The organism is Aminobacter sp. BA135 (assembly GCF_050859125.1).
Lineage (GTDB): Bacteria > Pseudomonadota > Alphaproteobacteria > Rhizobiales > Rhizobiaceae > Aminobacter > Aminobacter ciceronei.
Genome location: NZ_CP139574.1, coordinates 78,232 through 95,709, shown reverse-complemented (window position 1 = coordinate 95,709; position 17,478 = coordinate 78,232). Strand labels below are relative to the sequence as shown.

Annotated in this window: 18 protein-coding genes and 1 pseudogene; 5 read left to right on the top strand and 14 right to left on the bottom strand. The window is 58.0% G+C overall.

Going from position 1 to position 17,478, the window contains the following annotated elements; all coding sequences use genetic code 11:
• Nucleotides 1-30: 30 nt before the first annotated feature.
• The 4 genes from SLT36_RS31035 to SLT36_RS31020 all read left to right on the top strand — a co-directional run bounded on the left by SLT36_RS31035 (nt 31) and on the right by SLT36_RS31020 (nt 3,253).
• Nucleotides 31-537, top strand: coding sequence for a cytochrome b (locus SLT36_RS31035; protein WP_432289554.1), 507 nt, complete (start codon nt 31-33; stop codon nt 535-537).
• A 75-nt stretch (nt 538-612) separates the two neighbouring features.
• Entirely contained in the window at nt 613-1,962 is a 1,350-nt protein-coding gene (locus SLT36_RS31030) for a PQQ-dependent sugar dehydrogenase (RefSeq protein ID WP_432289553.1), read from the top strand.
• A 130-nt stretch (nt 1,963-2,092) separates the two neighbouring features.
• Nucleotides 2,093-2,887: a DUF2270 domain-containing protein gene (locus SLT36_RS31025; protein ID WP_432289551.1), complete on the top strand. Its 795-nt coding sequence runs from the start codon at nt 2,093-2,095 to the stop codon at nt 2,885-2,887.
• An 84-nt stretch (nt 2,888-2,971) separates the two neighbouring features.
• A complete protein-coding gene (locus SLT36_RS31020; RefSeq protein ID WP_192321389.1) occupies nt 2,972-3,253 on the top strand; it encodes a hypothetical protein in 282 nt (93 codons plus the stop codon).
• A gap of 242 nt (nt 3,254-3,495) precedes the next feature.
• Here the strand turns inward: SLT36_RS31020 and SLT36_RS31015 are convergent, their stop codons facing one another.
• From SLT36_RS31015 to SLT36_RS31000, 4 genes are all read right to left on the bottom strand, one after another.
• Nucleotides 3,496-3,999, bottom strand: a complete 504-nt coding sequence (locus tag SLT36_RS31015; RefSeq protein ID WP_432289549.1) for a GNAT family N-acetyltransferase — start codon at nt 3,997-3,999, stop codon at nt 3,496-3,498.
• A 16-nt stretch (nt 4,000-4,015) separates the two neighbouring features.
• Entirely contained in the window at nt 4,016-4,669 is a 654-nt protein-coding gene (locus SLT36_RS31010) for an acyl-homoserine-lactone synthase (RefSeq protein ID WP_432289547.1), read from the bottom strand.
• Between the two features lie 24 nt (nt 4,670-4,693).
• Nucleotides 4,694-5,539 (bottom strand): helix-turn-helix transcriptional regulator, encoded by an 846-nt coding sequence (locus tag SLT36_RS31005; RefSeq protein ID WP_432289546.1) that lies wholly within the window; start codon nt 5,537-5,539, stop codon nt 4,694-4,696.
• Nucleotides 5,540-5,684: 145 nt separating this feature from the next.
• Complete coding sequence (locus SLT36_RS31000) at nt 5,685-5,933, bottom strand: helix-turn-helix domain-containing protein (protein ID WP_432289544.1); 249 nt, start codon at nt 5,931-5,933, stop codon at nt 5,685-5,687.
• A 277-nt stretch (nt 5,934-6,210) separates the two neighbouring features.
• Between SLT36_RS31000 and SLT36_RS30995 the strand changes: the two genes are divergently transcribed.
• A complete protein-coding gene (locus SLT36_RS30995) occupies nt 6,211-7,458 on the top strand; it encodes a threonine synthase (protein ID WP_432289543.1) in 1,248 nt (415 codons plus the stop codon).
• Between the two features lie 38 nt (nt 7,459-7,496).
• Here the strand turns inward: SLT36_RS30995 and SLT36_RS30990 are convergent, their stop codons facing one another.
• From SLT36_RS30990 to SLT36_RS30945, 10 genes and pseudogenes are all read right to left on the bottom strand, one after another.
• Complete coding sequence (locus SLT36_RS30990; RefSeq protein ID WP_432289542.1) at nt 7,497-8,534, bottom strand: PLP-dependent cysteine synthase family protein; 1,038 nt, start codon at nt 8,532-8,534, stop codon at nt 7,497-7,499.
• Entirely contained in the window at nt 8,531-9,490 is a 960-nt protein-coding gene (locus tag SLT36_RS30985; protein WP_432289540.1) for a kinase, read from the bottom strand. Before SLT36_RS30985 ends, SLT36_RS30990 begins: the two co-directional genes overlap by 4 nt.
• Before the next feature lie 143 nt (nt 9,491-9,633).
• Nucleotides 9,634-10,275 (bottom strand): BA14K family protein, encoded by a 642-nt coding sequence (locus SLT36_RS30980; RefSeq protein ID WP_432289539.1) that lies wholly within the window; start codon nt 10,273-10,275, stop codon nt 9,634-9,636.
• 319 nt (nt 10,276-10,594) lie between these two features.
• A complete protein-coding gene (locus SLT36_RS30975; protein WP_432289538.1) occupies nt 10,595-11,641 on the bottom strand; it encodes a glutathione synthetase in 1,047 nt (348 codons plus the stop codon).
• Between the two features lie 11 nt (nt 11,642-11,652).
• Nucleotides 11,653-13,520 (bottom strand): annotated as a pseudogene (locus SLT36_RS30970) (flavohemoglobin expression-modulating QEGLA motif protein).
• Nucleotides 13,517-14,353 carry an N-formylglutamate amidohydrolase gene (locus SLT36_RS30965; RefSeq protein WP_432289537.1) on the bottom strand — a complete coding sequence of 279 codons (837 nt, stop codon included), beginning with the start codon at nt 14,351-14,353 and terminating at the stop codon, nt 13,517-13,519. The pseudogene SLT36_RS30970 and the gene SLT36_RS30965 overlap by 4 nt, the downstream one beginning before the upstream one ends.
• Nucleotides 14,354-14,515: 162 nt before the next feature.
• Nucleotides 14,516-15,532 carry a YihY/virulence factor BrkB family protein gene (locus SLT36_RS30960; RefSeq protein WP_432289535.1) on the bottom strand — a complete coding sequence of 339 codons (1,017 nt, stop codon included), beginning with the start codon at nt 15,530-15,532 and terminating at the stop codon, nt 14,516-14,518.
• Nucleotides 15,533-15,663: 131 nt separating this feature from the next.
• On the bottom strand, nt 15,664-15,918 hold the full coding sequence (locus SLT36_RS30955; RefSeq protein ID WP_432289533.1) for a hypothetical protein: 255 nt from the start codon (nt 15,916-15,918) through the stop codon (nt 15,664-15,666).
• 211 nt (nt 15,919-16,129) lie between these two features.
• On the bottom strand, nt 16,130-16,741 hold the full coding sequence (locus SLT36_RS30950) for a hypothetical protein (protein WP_432289531.1): 612 nt from the start codon (nt 16,739-16,741) through the stop codon (nt 16,130-16,132).
• Nucleotides 16,742-16,903: 162 nt separating this feature from the next.
• Nucleotides 16,904-17,389 (bottom strand): transposase, encoded by a 486-nt coding sequence (locus SLT36_RS30945; RefSeq protein ID WP_432289529.1) that lies wholly within the window; start codon nt 17,387-17,389, stop codon nt 16,904-16,906.
• Nucleotides 17,390-17,478 lie beyond the last annotated feature (89 nt).

The window sequence follows — 17,478 nt, the reverse complement described above, 5'->3', positions numbered from 1 at the left end:
GCGCAAAGCGCAACGCAGGGAGAAATGCGAATGACACGGCAGCAGGTATCAGGATATTCAACTGCGCAAGTGGCGTTGCATTGGAGCGTCGTCGTCCTGGTGGCGTTCCAGTATCTGGCGCATGACGGCATGGAAGCCGCCTGGCGTGCATTCCTGCGGAACGAACCAACTGCCACCGATACCAGCCTGCTGGCCTATATGCATGTGGTGGCCGGCGTGACCATATTGCTGCTTGCTCTCGCCCGCGTTCATTTGCGCCTCACTCGCGGTGCGCCGCCCCCTCCACCCGATGAGCCGCGTTTGCTGCAAATCCTTTCCGAAGCGGTGCACGGTTTGATCTATCTGTCGCTGTTTCTGCTGCCTCTGTCGGGAGGCGTTGCCTGGTTTGCCGGTGTGGAAGCAGCCGCTGCCGCACACAATGTGCTCAAAACCGCACTACTCGGCGCCATCGTGCTGCACATCGCCGGCGCCCTGTTTCAGCATTTTGTTCGCCGTTCCGACGTCATGATGCGGATGTTCAGGCCGCAGCGCTCCTGAGGCTGTGTACGGTGCTTCGATAAGATTGCAACTGGAGCTAGCCCGACGCGTTGAACGCAAAAGGGAGCTCCTGCCATGAAAAAACTGATCCTCGCTCTCCTCGCCGTCCTGGTCATAGGCATAGTTGCCGTCGGGGCTGTTTTCCTTTCCTCGCGAGAAGAGGCGAAGGTGGCGATCGAAGACCAATATGGGCCCGAGCCAAAGCTGCCCGAACCCGATCCCAGGATACTGCCGACCGTGCATCAGGCCGAGGCAGAGCCGTGGAGACAAGGCGAGATGCCGAAGCCTGCAGAAGGCTATGCCGTCAACCAGTTCGCCGACGGTCTCGATCATCCTCGCTGGCTGCATGTCCTGCCCAATGGAGACGTGCTGGTCGCCGAAAGCAACAAGCCGCCGCAGGAAGAAAGCAGTGTCTCCATCCGTCGCTGGGTGGCTCAGAAGATCATGGGCAGCGCCGGCGCCAACGCGCCGAGCGCAAACCGCATCTCAATTCTGCGCGATGCTGACGGCGACGGTGAGGCGGAGCTGAAACAGCCATTCATCACCGGGTTGTTCTCGCCCTTTGGCATGACCTTGCTCGACGGCAAACTTTATGTGGCGAATGCCGACGGCGTCGTTGCATTTCCCTATCAAGAGGGCGCGACCGAAATCACCGCCCAGCCCGAAAAGATTGCCGACCTGCCGGCTGGCCTGAACCATCACTGGACCAAGGATGTCATTGCTTCGCGAGACGGCACGAAGCTCTATGCAACTGTCGGTTCGAACAGCAATGTCGGCGAGAACGGCATGGACATCGAGGAAGGCCGCGCCGCGGTGCATGAGATTGATCTGGCGACAAAACAAAGCCGTCTGTTCGCCAGCGGCCTGCGCAATCCCAATGGCCTGTCATGGCAACCTGACAGCGGCGAGCTCTGGGTTGTGGTCAACGAGCGTGATGAGATCGGCAGCGACTTGGTTCCCGATTATATGACATCCGTCAAGGACGGCGCCTTCTATGGCTGGCCCTATAGTTATTACGGTCAGATCGTTGACGACCGTATCGCGCCGCAAATGCCGGACCTGGTCGCAAAGGCGCTCAAGCCGGACTATGCGCTAGGCTCGCATACGGCCTCGCTAGGCCTGACATTCAACACCGGCGATCTGTTCGGACCGGAAATGAAAAACGGTGCATTCGTCGGTCAGCATGGGTCCTGGAACCGCATCCCTCGAAGCGGCTACAAGGTGATCTTCGTTCCATTTAGCGATGGCAAGCCGGCGGGCCCGCCAAAGGATATTCTGACGGGCTTTCTGCGCCCCGACGATACTGCGGCCGGACGCCCGGTCGGCGTAGCGATCGCGCGCGATGGTTCGCTGCTGGTCGCCGATGACGTCGGCAACAGGATATGGCGTGTACGCCCCGGCCAAGACAGTGCGGCGCTCAACTAGGGCATCCACTGTCTGTCGCCTATAGGGTTGGCCATATGGCCCATCTTGATCTAGGGTGCCTTCGCCAGATACAGGACCACGCGCATCATTCGCCTTGGCAACGTACCATCTAAACTGCAAGATTGAGCCGGTGCTGATCAAGATCGATTTGGCGAGCTCGTGCGTTGTTTCAGACCTATTGCGGCTGCCCCCTCGTTGGGCAGCTAATTGCGAGTCACCTATGTTGGACCCTCCAGGCTCCTCGACTGAAAATACAACCGTCCTCATCCATTATTACCGCGGCGAGATGGCGAGGATGTCGAGTTGGCGGTCACGGCTGGATCAGACCAGCAATTGGGCAATCACCGTTACCGCGGCTATGCTTTCGGTGTCGCTGTCGACCCCGACCGCCCATCACGGCGTGCTCTTGTTTGCTATGCTGCTGATTGCACTTCTGCTTTTGATCGAGGCACGCCGCTACAGGTTTTTCGATGTCTACAGGGCGCGCGTCAGGCTTCTGGAACGGCATTATTTTGCGCCGTTTTTTTCTGATACCAGTCAGGCCGATCATCAGGTGGCCGGGCGTCATCAGGCCGAGCTTCATCAGAAATGGCAGCTTGCCTTGGCAGACAGTCTGAGAAAACCCACATTCAAGATCACGCAGTTACAAGCCGCAGCCCGCCGCCTCAGGCGTAACTATGGTTGGATGTTCCTGATCCTTTTGTCCGCATGGCTCCTGAAAATATCTTCGGCCATGCTGCAACCCGCTGGCGCCGTGGTCGATGTGCAGGCCCCTTATCTTGACCTGATTGCGAGTGCTCAGTTGGGGCCCGTGCCTGGTGCGGTGGTGATGGCGGCAGTTGGATGCTTCCACCTTCTGCTGCTGTGGATTGGCTGGCAAGATCCACGTTATGACGAAGCAATCGAGGGCACCGTCCATGTCTGACATCGGTGATATCAGCCAAACATGGTCATGTGCGATCGGTTGCGCCGGAACCGCGGCTTGTCAGCGATTGCAGAGAGACGTTCGATGAACTTCATTTCGGTCATGGCGCCTACCGAGGAGGTTGCCCGGGAGCAGGCGTCCACCAAGACTGGCTATGACCCGGACACCATCGGCCGAATGTCCCACATTTTCGAACAGGGCAATAACAGCCGCCAAAACACTTTCATCTTCGAAACAGACAACGACGTCACCAAACACCCCCTCTATGCCAAAGCCACGCTTGCCCAGGTCTACGACCTGACTGGAACAGCGATGAACGATGGTCCGGTGCTCAGGTTCGGTCCTGAAGTGACTGTTGGCGGATAGCATTAGGCGTTTGGTTTCAGCAGTGGCGTTTGTCCCTGCTGCAATGGGGTGTTTATCGCATGCCGCAATGGCAAATCGAAAAGCCGCGCGACATACTGATTGGCTTCCTGAGCGAAACAGGCGAAGCCATGGCCAGTCGGTGTGGCGTTGGACAGAAGCGGCGTCCTGCCGGTCGCGGCTAACGTTGGCAACACGAAATGGCGCGTGGTTCCAGAACGCCGCCAGCGGAGTCGTCGGTTTGATCAGCACTGGGCGAGTATGGCGGCAATCTCGCCTGCCATGATCCTCTCGCGGCCGATGCGTCCCTCGAAAGAGGCGCCTGTAAACGAAAAGCCGCAGCTCTGGTAGAGCGCATCGGCCTGTTTGTTTTGTGTATTAACCGACAACATGAGACGCGAAATTCCAGGCCGGTTGTCGCCCACCCATTGCGCAGCCTTTCGGACTGCCGCCGAACCAAGCCCCTGGCGTTGGAAGTGAGCGCCGATGCGAAAATTGTGAAGCGTCATGACATCGGGCATTGCCCAGACGGGAAGTGCGGGCGCTTCCCTCAGGACGAAGAATCCGATCGTGCTTGCATGGTTGATCACGATGAACGGATGAACGGCAGACGGATGGGGGCTGCTTCGCAGGCGGTCGAACAGCTCCGTTGTGGGCCCGCCTGAAAACTCCTTTTGCCCTTGGTCAAGACCGAGTGCTGACACAAGGTGTTCGTCGGACAAGAGAAGCTCCCGGATCTGAAGGTCCATATGCATGGCTCGATTGTTATGGGGCCAGACCCGGGCTCGTATCATATCGCGGTGGCACGCCAGATCGATTGAGCACCGATCCCTCCAGGCCATAAAAGTGCCTGGTGCCTGCAAGAGCTGCCTCTGTCACTTCGATGAGAACGCCGACAATCTCGCAGTCGTCCTGGTGCAACGGGTCGCCCAGTAGCTCCACCGTCCAGCCCATAGCGCGTAGCCGGTCTGGCCAGAATGCTTCGCATACGACGCTGATCTTTCGAATTCCAAGCTGTTGGCTGGCCTCGAGCAAGCCGCAAAGCATCTCGCCCGCCAGATGCGCTGGTTTACCCGAGCTGCGGTAGGGCAATGCGACGAAGAATCGTGTCCACTCAAAGATATCGGAGGCGCGAGGCGGACGGCCATTGGCAAGTTCGGGAAAGACATCGCAAAGCAGATGCGGCTTGGTGGTGGGGACGAGTCTGGTCCCCCCTACAACGTCGCCGCGGCCATCGATCGCGATCAGGTAGACTGCATGTTCGTTGTCGAAAGCGTCCATCTCGATTGCGATCGGGCGCGCTAGCGCCCGCCATTTTCGTTCAACCACGTAGATTTCATGGCGCAGTTGAAAATATCTCTTGAGTTGTTCCTGATAGAGTGCCTTGTTCGACCAATCGACAACCAGGATATGAGCCATGGAGACCTCCAATCCTTAGGGTAATCAGTCGCCAGGCTCGTCGCTATAGCCAAATTTGGTGAGGGCGATCACCTGGATTTCTCCAAGGACCAAAGCTTTCACGATTGCCTGCGAGATATTGTTTGCGCCCAGCTTTTCGCGAATGTGGCGCTGATGCGCTTGAACCGTGAATTTTGACAAGCTCAGGATTATCGCAATGTCTTCCGCTGCCTTTCCCTCGGCGCACCACTGCAGCACCTCGGCCTCGCGTGGTCCGAGGATTCGCTGGCGTTGGCGGTCAAGGCGGCCTTCAAGCCGACAAATTGCCTGAAATGCATTCAGGCATAAGGCTTCAACCAGTGGCCGGTCAGACGGAGGCACTTCTACCCTGTCTCCCGCGGCTGTCACCACGGCAGGACCATGAAGCGGGATATGGACCGGCACGCAAAGCCCTTCTTTCATAGAGAAGTCACGTGCCTCATCCATCACCAGCTTGGCACGCGGCGACATGAGTTCTGGTTGCAGATCGCCCCACAGGAAAGGAAACGCGCTGCGCCGGCATTGAGCGACACATGGGTCATGCTCAAAATGTCCCTGCTCGACGTAGCGACAATGCCATTCCTGCCGCCAGCCATCGCAAAGGATCTGGCGGCACCAGTCTTGATCCTCGAAAACCGGCAGGCCAGTGATCAAGAGGTCACTGAAGCCATAACGTTCGAGGTGACGTTGAAGCGTGGTCAGCACTTCGGCCGTCGTCTTGAGGTGCAAGATTTCCCAGCTGGCCTGCGCGAGCCTGAGGAACTGCCTTTCTTCTTCGATCTGTATCGTCGGCCTCCACAGACTTTTAGGACTGTCGGAAGCAAGGTTATCTGAAAGATCGGCAAGTCTCAATTTACAAAAATTCGCACTTTCGTAGAATCTAGAAAATGTAAAATAATTAAGAACAGAGAAGTCAATAGCGATTTTCTGCTATCCATCAGGTGATTCTGAAAAAGCTTGAGGTGAATTACGCATTTTCCTTTTTCTTGGGAAGAGGTCAGGGTTCTTTGCCTTCGGTGCTTGCGCGGTCAAGTGCCGAAGGCTCTGCGATCAATTCCCATTCCTCGACGCCGAGCGTCCGCGCCAGCACTTCCAGCGTGTCCAGCGTCGCATTGCGGCGGCCGGTCTCAACGCTGCTCACATAGGCGCGCGAAAAGCCTGACAAGACAGAGAGTCGTTCCTGGGACAACTCCCTTTCCTTGCGAAGCCGACGGACGTTCAGACCAAGTCGAAGGCGGATGTTCATGATGGCGCAGCACCTGCTCTGATCACTATAAGATGGCACACTTTAGGAGTCATTTTGATTGACATCAACCACCATGCCTGTTTGAACCAATCATGTGGAGTGATGGACGTCCATCCCTGAGAGGAACGATGAAGCAGGCTTTTCGATTGTGGAAGGTTCACTACCTCTTGTCGCAAGTCCAGTGCGGACAAGCGCATGGTAGACTTGGCCGATTTGTTTGGCACCCGCTGTTTTTCGCGCGTTCTGTTAGTGCCGGCTCTTTCATGGAGTTTCACCCATGAGCTTCATCGGCTATAGCTGCATCCGGTGTGGCGCACATTACCCCAAGGATTTGAAGATCGATTCCAGGGGCTGTCCAATCTGCGCGCCGGTCGCGCCCGCGAATCTGGCGCCGGTTTACGGTGAAATATCGCATGCAGACAGCGCGTCCCCCGCAGTAGGGTCTGGGCATCAATCGCTGTGGAAATACAGCCGGATGCTGCCTTGCTCGGAGGAGCATATCGTCACTTTGGGTGAGGGCCAGACACCGCTGATACAATGTTCGCGGATCGGTTCATCGCTCGGCGTGGCTGACCTTTTTGTCAAGGACGAGAGCCGCAATCCGACTTGGTCATACAAGGACAGGTTCTCGACGCTTGCAGTCTCAATCGCGCGCTCGCAGGGCGCCAGGGTTGTTGCGACGGCCTCCTCCGGCAATGCGGGTGCTTCGCTTGCGGCATATGCGGCACGCGCCGGAATGGAATGTGTTGTGGCAACATTTGCGGGCACAGCCAGCCCCATGTTGTCTCAAATCAGAAAGCATGGCGCCACCGTCGTATCTCTGGCCAATAAGGTGGATCGGTGGACATTGCTCGCCGAGGCGCAGCAGCGGTTCGGCTGGTTTGTTACATCGCCTTTCAGCGCGCCTGTGGTCGGAGGCCATCCACTCGCCATTGAGGGCTACAAGACGATCGCATATGAAATCATCGAGCAGACATCAGGCAACGTTCCGGACTGGTGCGTGATGCCCGTATGCTATGGCGACGCCCTGTCTGGCGTATGGGCGGGTTTCAAGGAGCTGTTTGACGCTGGCAGCATTGACCGTCTCCCCAAAATGGTCGCGGCAGAGGTCCATGGTTCGCTGGCGGCCGCGCTCGGCGAAGGAACCGACAGCATTGATGAACAGGAGCTCTCGTTTGCTTCCCTTGCCGTGTCGATAGGCACGGCACGCAGCACCTACCAGGCCCTCAGGGTTCTTCGGGAATCGTCGGGTCATGCAATCACGGTTACCAATGACGGGCTGGTCGATATGCAGTCCAGCCTCGCCCGGACCGAAGGGATTTTCGCCGAGCTTGCTTCGGTCACACCTCTCATGGCGATCAAGATCCTTTCTGAGCGGGGTCTGCTATCCGCCAGCGATACAGTGGTTGCAGTCGTCACTGCTGGTGGCCTGAAGGATCTGGATCGATCGACCGACCCCGAAACACGTTATGAGACTTATGGGACGACCGAGGATGCCTGGCAGTGGCTGTTGAGCCGGCGGTGACTGATAACTCTCGCAAGCGTGCGGGAGATGCTGCCCCTTCAGCGTTCCGTCGGCTGCAGGCGCATCACCTCATCAAGACTGCGTTGTCTCCAGTCAAAGCGTGTCCAGGCGGCCTCTGATCGGGGTTCGATCCTGGAGAGCCGCGTGGGAGCGTTTGATGCCGGGGTCCTCCAGCCGGGCAGGCTGGCAAGCCAGGTGTCACTGTAGAGCGTATCGGCGTGTCGATGCCCTTCGTCGGGCATGATGACAGCCACCCGTGCATCGGGCTTGGTTTTGGCAACCCACTGCCCGACAAGTGCGGCAGCACCACTGGTCGGGCCCATGAAAATGCCGTGCTGCCGGAACAGACGATGCGCGGCGTGGAATGCCGGGAATGCGCCTACCCAGTGAATTTCGTCTATCAGCTCGTGGCGGACATTTGCAGGCAGAACGCTGTTTCCAAGACCCCGAAGCGTTCGTTTTCCAAGCGGTTGTCCAAACAGGATGCTGCGATGTGTGTCGACCGCGACAATCCGGAGATGAGGGAAGACCGATCGCAAAAACGTGCCGGTACCGCAAAGTGATCCGCCTGTCCCGACGCATCCGACCAGGCAGTCTATCTGCCCCATTGTTCTCACGAACAGATCGGCCAGACGCGCATAAGCGAGCCAGTTTCCATCGCTGTCGTACTGACGCGTCCAGAAGGCTTCCGGCTCCAGGCGCAGGATGGCGTTGAGGCTATCGAGGCGGCCTGTCTGGTTGCCGTCGCCGCGGTCATCGTCGAGCGCAATGACGTTGGCGCCCAGACGCTGAAGACGCGCCTGGTACTTTGGATCCATCAGACTGGATGCGGTCACAAGCGTGAGGCGATAGTCACGCGCTGCAGCGAGAAGTGCTACCGCCATGCCAAACGTTCCGGATGTCGTTTCGACGATGCGCGCCCCCGTCTTGAGTTCGCCTTTCGCTTGAGCCCGGTCGAGAATGAAGCGGGCGGGCATCAGCTTCATCAGCGGAAAGGCCGCGGCGACGAGGTTATCTGCCAGCCGCGCCATGCGGGGCGTCTCGAGCGCTTCGAAATAGTCTGCATCAAATCTCAACTGTGCCTCCTCGCTGAATGGATCGGCTGCACAACCACGTCTTTGAAACCGGCTGCAGCCACCGCTACGGCAATGGCGCGCGCCGCATCTGCGATGCCGCTCGCCGTTGCGTCCAGGAGGATGCCAATGAGGGACCCGCTATGAGCGACCTGAACTCCGCAGGCGCCAAACTCGTTGGCGATGCCAAGGGCAGTCGAGAATTGGGCTTTGGCGAGATGCCGCTGGCTGATCTTGGCGCTGAGTGTCGCAGCCTGCCCCAACAGCTGTGGGTCCTGATATCGTATTGCGCGGGCAGCCAATCCTCTCAGCATCGCAAAAGTCTGGATTTCTTCCCCGGAATAGCGGGCGGGCGGCAAGGCGAGCGTATCGACCAACTGTCCGTCATTTGCCTTGAAGCCTACGACCCAGATAGGCGGCAGTGCATCGCCGAAATGCTCGATCACCATTCCTTCACGCTGGGCGAACAAAACGGCCTGATCCTCGAAAGCTATGGCGTCACTGGCTAGCTCGGCTTCGACCGCCAGGCGAGAGATGACTGACGGCCGAAGCCCCATCTCGAATGCATCGGCAACGGCTCGTATGGTAGCAACGACATCGGCTGTTGAAGAGCCGTAGCCATGGCCGACTGGAATCGTGCTTTCAACGGTAAGGACACCGCCCCGGGATCGCTCCTCGATGTGTCCCAATGTTAGGAGAGCTGCTTTTGCAGCCTTTGTCTTTTCCGGAGGAATTACGCTTATCCCGTCGCTATCGACTATCCGAAACGTCGCAACGGAACTCAAATGGTTGAGGGGCAGTGTAAGCAGCCCACGATGGAGCCGCTTCTTTCCATCTTGGAAGACGCCCTGGATCAGTTCGCCATGATGGGCGCCGGCGCGCCCCGTTCCCCGGCGTTCAACCAGGCGCGCTTTGTATGGTGGAACGGATCCATGTAGAGAAACCTCAGGCTCTGTCACCGATCTTCTCCGTCCAGGTACATGCTGGACGAGGAAAGTGATAGATCAACGTGTGTCTGTCATTCGCCACATTTGGCTATTGACGATTACCTGTAAGTCGATTGTTCTGCCATTTGTAATAGCTGAGAACAGCAGCCGCTCACTCACTGACATTGCCTGCGGGGACCGCCGTCGTAGGGTTGATAAGTGTTGTCTTCGGGTCGATATGAACGATATCTGCTGAAGCAATATTGCGTGTGATCCGTGCCGACGTAGCGTTCGGTGGCCGCATAGATCAGATCGACTCGACCCTCAAAGGGTCGATATTCAGTTTCGTCGGGATCGTACGCCTGCGCGGTATCGCTCGCACCGAAATGTGGCGAGACGCATTCGCGTCGTCCTCCGCTGTACGGCGTGTAGCTGTTGTCAGAGGAGCGATAGGAACGGTATCGGTCTGAACACCACGCTACATGAGCTGCAATCGTTTCGGCCTGCATATCAGGCTGAATCTGGCCATCGGCCTCACCTTCGGGAGCTTTTTGTGAAATGGTGACTTCAGCTGGAGAACCGGATGCGACGGTTCGTGACGCTTGTTTTGGGGTCGGTCGCGCCGCCAGACGGTCAAACTCTTGTGCTGTCGGATTTACCTTTACGGGATGATCGGTCCAGACGCCGGTTGTATCAGTGGCCAAAGAGAGTTGCCGTTCGGGCTCGGCCTTGAAGAACGCTGTAGCCGCAATCAGGCCACTGACGAACATTATCACCGCGAAGCCAAGGCTACTCATGGCAATCAGCAGAGGTCTCATGTCGCGCTCCTAATGCTGTCTCCTGGCACAAATGCGCGACGTCGATGGTGGTTCCGAAGGAACAATGGGCGTCTGAGACGGAAAGGCTTCGCTCAATGTCGCTTGATGCACAATTTGCTGTGGCAAGACCGGGAGCAGAAAAAGAGACTTTGTCTTCGCGCAAACAGGGTCTCCGGCGGACGCCAGGGAGCGATGAAGCTGGCTCGGTATCTGGCGGCGGCAACGGCCGTCGATGCTGTCGTTCGGCAAATGTTATCGTTCTGTGTCTGCGATGTGTATCGTCGTTGAGACAGCCTCTCGGAAAAGCCAAGCTCCACCTTCAAAGCGTCGCCAGACGGGCATTGGAAATTGTCATTCCATAGGCTTGGCGGAGCGCCAGCTTTTCTTCCAGCGCATCGATGACAGTTGCGGCAAAATCGGCCTTGTACATGGCGGCGAGCCTTGTCAGTCCGCCTGGTGTGAAAACGTTGATCTCAAGGAGCTTGTCGCCAACAATGTCGAGCCCGACAAGGAACATGCCGTCATTCGCCAGTTTCGGACGGACAATCTCGGCAAGCGCCAGCATCTTGTCCGTTACCTTGACCTTCCGGGCGGTCCCGGCCGCATGGATGTTTGATCGAACATCGCCTTTGGCTGGCACCCTGCGGAATGCCGCGTAGCTGCCATCCCGCTTCAGCGGCCGGCCGTTCAGCAAGAACAGGCGCACGTCACCTGCTTTGGCCTCGGGAATGTAGGCCTGCGCGATTAGATAGCCGTCGCCGCTTGCCGCCTCGAAAATCTGGTTCAGATTGAAATCGTCCGGCGTCGCAATATGGAAGACGTTCTTGCCGCCTGATCCCTGGAGCGGCTTGACGATGCAGCCCTTGGGCTGGTTGTCGATGAAGGCGCGGATCTCGGTGATGCTGCGCGAAATGAGTGTTTCGGGCCTGATTGTCTCGGGGAAGGCCTGGAGATAGAGCTTGTTCTGTGCCTGGGCGAGCCCGTCCGGATCATTGACCACCATCATTCCGCGCTCCGCGGCAAGCCGCCCAAACATGATGCCGGCATTGGCGGCCCATGGTCGGTCGGTAGCGTCCAGGGAGGGGTCGTTGCGCAGAAACAATAGGTCGATATCGCTTGCGGCGAAGGTTTTCTTCTGGGAATTGGCCTCCTGTAAGGCGTTGTGCAGCTTTTCAGTGGTCTTGTAGGGGCCAGCCGGCAGAACCACACCGCTGACGGCAAGGCTATCATCCGGCCGGAGGATAAAGTCGCCTGGTTCGACATAGACAACCGCATGGCCGCGCTGTGCCGCTGTCAGGGCAAGCGTGGTCGTGGTGTAGCCTGCAGTTTCTTTCTCAACGGAATTGACAAAGAGGGCAATGCGCATCGGGGCTCCGTTCATGTTTCAATCATGTCGACCGGATCCATGCCGGCCATCGCCTTCTTGAGACGCGGTCGCGCCACTTCGGACGACAGGAACGCAGGTTCGAGTTGCGGGGCGCGTAGCAGGCCGCGCGCGCTCAGTTCCTGGATGATGCCGAAATGGTGCGCGGAGATCTTGCCGATCCAGAACGGTGTCAGGCTGCCGCCATTCTTCAGATGCTCCAGCACTTGCATCACGCCGCGCAAATAGATGGCGTCCTTGGCAAATCCGCCGCCTCGGAAGACACGCAACACCACGTTGAAGGCGCTACGGCGGTCGAGACCGAAATCGATGTGCACGAAGCGGAAAGTGTCCTCGAACGTCGCGCCATCAAGCATTGCCTGGCATGCAAGGACCCTTGCCGCAATCAGCCGCAACCGTGCCTCAGTCATGCCGCCGACGAGATACTCCGCCAATACCGCCAGACCTTCTTGCATTCCCTCATAGCCGGCAAGGCCACTGCGCAGGATTGTGAGCCCCTGCATGTCACCGTTGAAGTAGGTCAGCAGGTGAACACCGATCTCGTGACTGAGCAGCGCCAGAAGACGCTCCGGTGCGAGTTTGGTATCACGCGAGATGAGCAGCCGGTTTCTCGATACCAGCAGGCCGGCCGGCAAATCCGAGCGGATTTCCACAGAGGCCTCGAAGTCGGGATATGCAGCGCGATATCGAGCGATCATTTCTCTCGCCGCGGCAGCAACGACATCCGCGCCGAGGCACTTCTGCCTGGCCTCGGGTTCAAGGTCTGTTGCCTTGTCGAGAATGCCGCGTGCCCTTGAGGCGAGCTCCGGCTCGACGCCTCCATAAAGGGCACGCCCGAGTTCGGCGAAGCGAGGCGTTTCGCGCGCCGCCAGCATCGACAGCTGGAGGTCAAGTTCCTGCTGTTTTTCGGAGAGCAAGCCCGCAAGGAGCGGATCTTCAAGATGATCGAGCGCGACCGAATAGAGTTTCCGCTTCTGATCAGTGACCTCGAATTCGTGCGGCCGATAGAGCAGCAGCGGCGCGCGCTCGAAGCCACCTGCCTCGAACTCCAGCCAGGCTTGCTCTGCGTTGATAGGCGTAACCGCCAGCAGGAAGTCGAAAGTCGATGCAATCTTGTCCATGTCCCGATCGGCGCGTGCGACTGCGTCAATGAAGACACGGCGCCCCAGTGAACGATGGGTTGCCGGCGGTTCGAGTTGCGATGCCTTGAGGAAAGCGCTGACTGCCTGCAATGCAGAGTCGACCATGTTGGCCACGACAAGGTCGCGTAACGCGGGGTATGTGCCCTTGCCGCCAGGCATCCGATAGATCGGCGCAAAACGTACGGTCAGGCATCGGATGTCGCCCAGAATATCCGAAAGCTGTGGCTCTTCGCATGCAGCAGGATTGAGGTCGCCGACGCGTGGGGTGCGATACTTTGCATCTCGCATGGAGGCAGCCGTCGCAAATCGCTTGAGGGCAGCCTTTTCTTCTGTCGTGTCGCCGCTCGCCAACGCGATCTCGAAAGGTGGCAGGAAAGGCGCATCGTCGGTCAGGAAGCGGTCTTCGGCCAGTTCGCCGATGTCGATGACCAAAAACGCGCCGCAGCGATCATGCATCGTTGTTGCCACGAGCCGGGCTACTTCGCCGGCGAGTTCGAAACCGCTTGCGATCAGGTAAGAGGCATTGGCAGAGACGGCATCGAATGCCGCGCCATGGGCGGACCCACGTAAATGCAGAGAAAGGGCAGCGGCCGGTCTATGTGCAATCGGCTGCCATCGGCGAAATCGTGGCGTATGGGCTTGCCCTCTTTTAGCAGCGCATCCAGTCCTGCTTTGATTGGGGCTAGCAGAGACAACGCTTCAACGAGCTTAGGCTTCATCCCATGCCTCGCAGCGCAGCCTCCAGTACGGGCACTGTGGACGCCAGCATGCTACGCAACCTGTCGATCGTGGCTCGATCGGGTTCACCGCTCCATTCGTCCATGAAAACCTTCTTGAATTCGACAGCAATAGCACACCCACTGCCGGGAAAGTTGGCATGGACGAAGCGTGTTTGTTCACCCTTTCCCTGGAAAGACACATTCTCGCGTATGTCGATCGGCTCGCCGTTGAGAGTGTGGCCGCGCAGCGTCTCAATGAAGCTGTCGACGATGGGTGCCCAGCGCTTCCGGTCCATCGAGAATGTCCCGATGTTGATGTCGGGCGCTTCCTCCTGCGCTGCTGGTACTGCCTCGGGCCCGGCGCGCCGATGATTGTAGCTGTGGACATCAATCAGTACGAACCTGCCATATCGGTTCTCGATTGGCGAAAGCACACGCTTCAGCTCGGCGTAGTAGGCATCATGGAAAGCGAGAGCCTCCGTCACAACGTCTTCGGAGGGGGGCTGGCCCCAGACCTTGAGGCCCCAGGACTGTTCTGGCGACAGATAGATCGCGGCTTCACGCGCGCGGTTCAGGTCAACTTGAAAACGCGAGCGATGAACGATGATCTGGGTCGGGAAATCCGCAATGAAGTGCTCGGTAAAAGGGTCTTCTTCGCGCAGGCGTTCCGGGTCGGGGAGACACATCAGCGATCGGCAGGTAGCGCCCACGTCCGTACCGTTGTGGATCGCAGTGCCAACAACTGGTGAATCTCCCAGCTTGATGGTCCAGCCTGCCGGTGATCCATCCGGATCTTTCGTTGAAACTGGCTTGTTCACGTCATCGAAATGCACGGAGGGGTAAGACGGTTCCCAGTCGTCGCGAAGCAAAGGGTGTTGTAGCGCTGGTCCTGCCTCCAAAGAGGCGATTTCGGAAACCGGCTGTCCAATCGGTCCTCGGCATCGCGGTGAGGTTGAGCCCTCTCCTCATGTTCGCATGCGACCGGTACTGCCTGGTCACCGTTTGCGAGAACTTCTCGGCACCAGCAGTCGAGCTGCCAGCATTCCTGCGCCAACTGCCATCGCCATCAGTGACATGGTTAGTAGATCTATCGATTGGGCGCGGGCAGGAATGCCGTGTCCGCGTATGGACGACGATGAAGCCAAGTCTGCATCGATCACCGGCTCAAGGTCGGACCTTGAGCCATGCCTTACCGAGTAAGCCCGGGTCAGCTCCGCTCCGAAGAGAAATATCTGCGAGGAGTAGAAAACCCATAGCAGGATGACCAGAAGACCGCCTGCCGCTCCATATGAGGATGCTGTAGCGCTGGTACCAATGTACCAGCCTATGAGCGATTTTCCCGCGGTGAAGAGCGCTGCCGTCACGAGAGCGCCCGTCATCACGTCGCGCCAACCGAGCCTGCGATCCGGCAGCACCTTGTAGATGGCGGCGAACATGGCGGTGATAAGCGCGAGCGAGACAAGGGTATTGATCACTCCAAGGATCAAGGTTCCAAAGGGAAGATTTGCGTTGATGATGTCGCTCATTGCTGTGATCGCCGTGCTGGCGACAAGGGAAACGAGAAGCAGGAACCCCAGTGCTGCGACAAGGCCCAGGCTCGCGGCACGTGCCCGCACCAGTCGGGAGACCGAGCTGCCGGTGGGTTTGACTTTCCAGATCTTGTTCAGCGCCGTTTGCATTTCGCCAAACACGCCCGCGGCACCTACGACCAGGGTTACCAGTCCGATCCACGTGGCCCATGCCCCAGCTGTTCTTGCCGAGGCACTTTCGAGCGCCACCTGCAGCAGATCGGCACTTTGCGGCCCCATCAATCCGGATATCTGGGCCGACAGCGCCAGTTGTGCGGCCTCGTGGCCAAATGCAATTCCGGCAATGGCCACAACGATGAGAAGGATTGGCGCCAGCGAGGTCGCTGCATAAAATGCCATCGCCGCGCCGTGGCTGAAGGCATTGTCATTGATGAAAGCAAACGCGCTTTCCTTGATCAAAGCCCACGCATCCACAATTCGCATCAGGCACCTCCCTTGCTCATGACATAGGTCCGTGTCTACAAGGGTCGAGAAAAAGAAGCGCAGCGTGGATGGAATTGTGAAGTGATCGCCGTGTAAGGTTGGTGACGCAAGAGGCCTGCTTCAACGTACCCCTAGTCGATGATCTTCCAGTAGAAATCTTTACGGATCACCTTGCCCGCGCGGGACGTGTAAAAGTCGCACCCTTGCGCCTCCACGCTTTTCCCCTCGCGCGTGGTGCCCGTCAGTGTCAATTTTGAGATCCCGGTGTCGGCAGCCAAGTCCTCAAAATGCTCCACATTGCCATAGTGGACGTCAGTCAGCCCCTCGAAGCGTGTGCTCAGCGCTTTTTTCGCACATTCGGTTTGCCCTCGCACCGCGAGCCCCACTGCTCTTTTCCCCTTGGCATTTCCAAGACGCAGTCATCGAAAAAGAACTCCATGATGCGATCAAGATCGTGCGCGTTGAAGGCATCGCACAGGCCGGTCAATGTCGATCGGATGTCCATCGTTCGCCTCCATTCACTCGGAAAAGCGTCGTTTGCCGTCAGCCCCCATCGCAACCGTGCAGGTCGAAACGATGATGCTCCGTCTCTGACGCCTAGCTGAGAGCAAATCGCTCAAGCATTTGCTCGAGCCGTAAGTTCTGATCACGGAGGTGTTCGACCAATAGTAGCTTGAGCCGCTTGTTTTCTGCGTCGAGCGCGGCGATCTCGTCGAGGCCAGGTTCAGCGGAAGTCGCGGCAGGAGCGGTTTCCGCAACGGTCTCGGACAACGTCGAGCGCTGCCTGCGTCTGCTGTGTTTGGTAGGAGCGAGCTTCGATATCGTGCGAGGCTGTGGTGTGTCGGCAGGCTCTTGCACGTCGAGAGCCTTTGCTGCGGCTACTTCAGGTTCTACGTCGATATCTTCAGCGCTTATGACAGGCAGAGCCTCGGTTTTCACGTCGTCGCCTGAAAGCTGCGCAATCTGAACGGCATCAACATTGCCGGTTGTTTCGGCCACAGAGCGCATGTCGACCGGCGGCAATACGACAGTACTTCTGCCGGGCACAACTTCTGCCTTGCTCGAATAGGTCAAATCGGAGGACTGCTCTTCGACTTCCCGGGCCAACGCCTTGAGATCGGTGTCCCCCCAGATTGATTTCGTGCTCGCCTTCTGCTGGCGGCGCGGAGATTTAAACTCAACGACGAATGTCCGCTTTGGCGTCTTCATGGTCAATTCCAGGTAATTCTTAAACGTGGCAAGTGCGCGTGTCAGCGTCATGTCGCCTGAGATGCGCATACAGCACGCAGCTGTCCGCGACAACGGACAGCCCAATGGTATTGCTGGCTATCATTTTGCTCAGCGCAGTTAGGAGCGTCGCATTCCAACTGACTAGTTCGTGGGTAGCCCAAGCCTTTTGCGCAGCTCGAGGTTTTCTGCCCGCAGTTTTTCCGCCAGCAGGCTGCGAAGCCGATTGTTTTCCGCTTCGAGCTGAACCAGCTCGGCCAACTCATTGCCGCCAGTGGCGACCCTCTCGACCTTCCGGGCGGCCGGCGCATCATTCTTCTTGGCGGCCGGCTTTTCGTTACGCTTCCACTGATAGTAGGTCTGCACCGATATCCCAGTGCTCTTGACCACCTCCTGCAGTGAGGTCTTGCCCTCGGCAACTTTCTTGGCGATCAGCTTGAGCTTTTCGGCCTTCTCATTTTCGCTATATGTCTTGCGTTTGACACCAGCAATTTCTACAGGCGCAGGTTCTGACGCATTGTTAACGATTATCGCTGCTGCCTTCTTACGCCTCGGCGATTTCTGCTTCTTGGCGGTAATTCCTTCACCCGTTTCGCCGGTTGCAACCGATGCGTTGTTTTCGTCATCCATATGTGTCGCCCTCGTTTGATAAGCGCCATTACTCGAACGAGTAGCAAACAGAGTCAACACGTCAGGGAAATCGCCCTTAAAAGCAGTGG

Bases quoted from the DNA above. Each gene is read 5' to 3' on its own strand.
- SLT36_RS31035 (WP_432289554.1), top strand. From the start codon at position 31: ATGACACGGCAGCAGGTATCAGGATATTCAACTGCGCAAGTGGCGTTG.
- SLT36_RS31030 (WP_432289553.1), top strand. From the start codon at position 613: ATGAAAAAACTGATCCTCGCTCTCCTCGCCGTCCTGGTCATAGGCATA.
- SLT36_RS31020 (WP_192321389.1), top strand. From the start codon at position 2,972: ATGAACTTCATTTCGGTCATGGCGCCTACCGAGGAGGTTGCCCGGGAG.
- SLT36_RS31015 (WP_432289549.1), bottom strand. From the start codon at position 3,999: ATGGACCTTCAGATCCGGGAGCTTCTCTTGTCCGACGAACACCTTGTG.
- SLT36_RS31010 (WP_432289547.1), bottom strand. From the start codon at position 4,669: ATGGCTCATATCCTGGTTGTCGATTGGTCGAACAAGGCACTCTATCAG.
- SLT36_RS31000 (WP_432289544.1), bottom strand. From the start codon at position 5,933: ATGAACATCCGCCTTCGACTTGGTCTGAACGTCCGTCGGCTTCGCAAG.
- SLT36_RS30995 (WP_432289543.1), top strand. From the start codon at position 6,211: ATGAGCTTCATCGGCTATAGCTGCATCCGGTGTGGCGCACATTACCCC.
- SLT36_RS30980 (WP_432289539.1), bottom strand. From the start codon at position 10,275: ATGAGACCTCTGCTGATTGCCATGAGTAGCCTTGGCTTCGCGGTGATA.
- SLT36_RS30975 (WP_432289538.1), bottom strand. From the start codon at position 11,641: ATGCGCATTGCCCTCTTTGTCAATTCCGTTGAGAAAGAAACTGCAGGC.
- SLT36_RS30960 (WP_432289535.1), bottom strand. From the start codon at position 15,532: ATGCGAATTGTGGATGCGTGGGCTTTGATCAAGGAAAGCGCGTTTGCT.
- SLT36_RS30950 (WP_432289531.1), bottom strand. From the start codon at position 16,741: ATGAAGACGCCAAAGCGGACATTCGTCGTTGAGTTTAAATCTCCGCGC.
- SLT36_RS30945 (WP_432289529.1), bottom strand. From the start codon at position 17,389: ATGGATGACGAAAACAACGCATCGGTTGCAACCGGCGAAACGGGTGAA.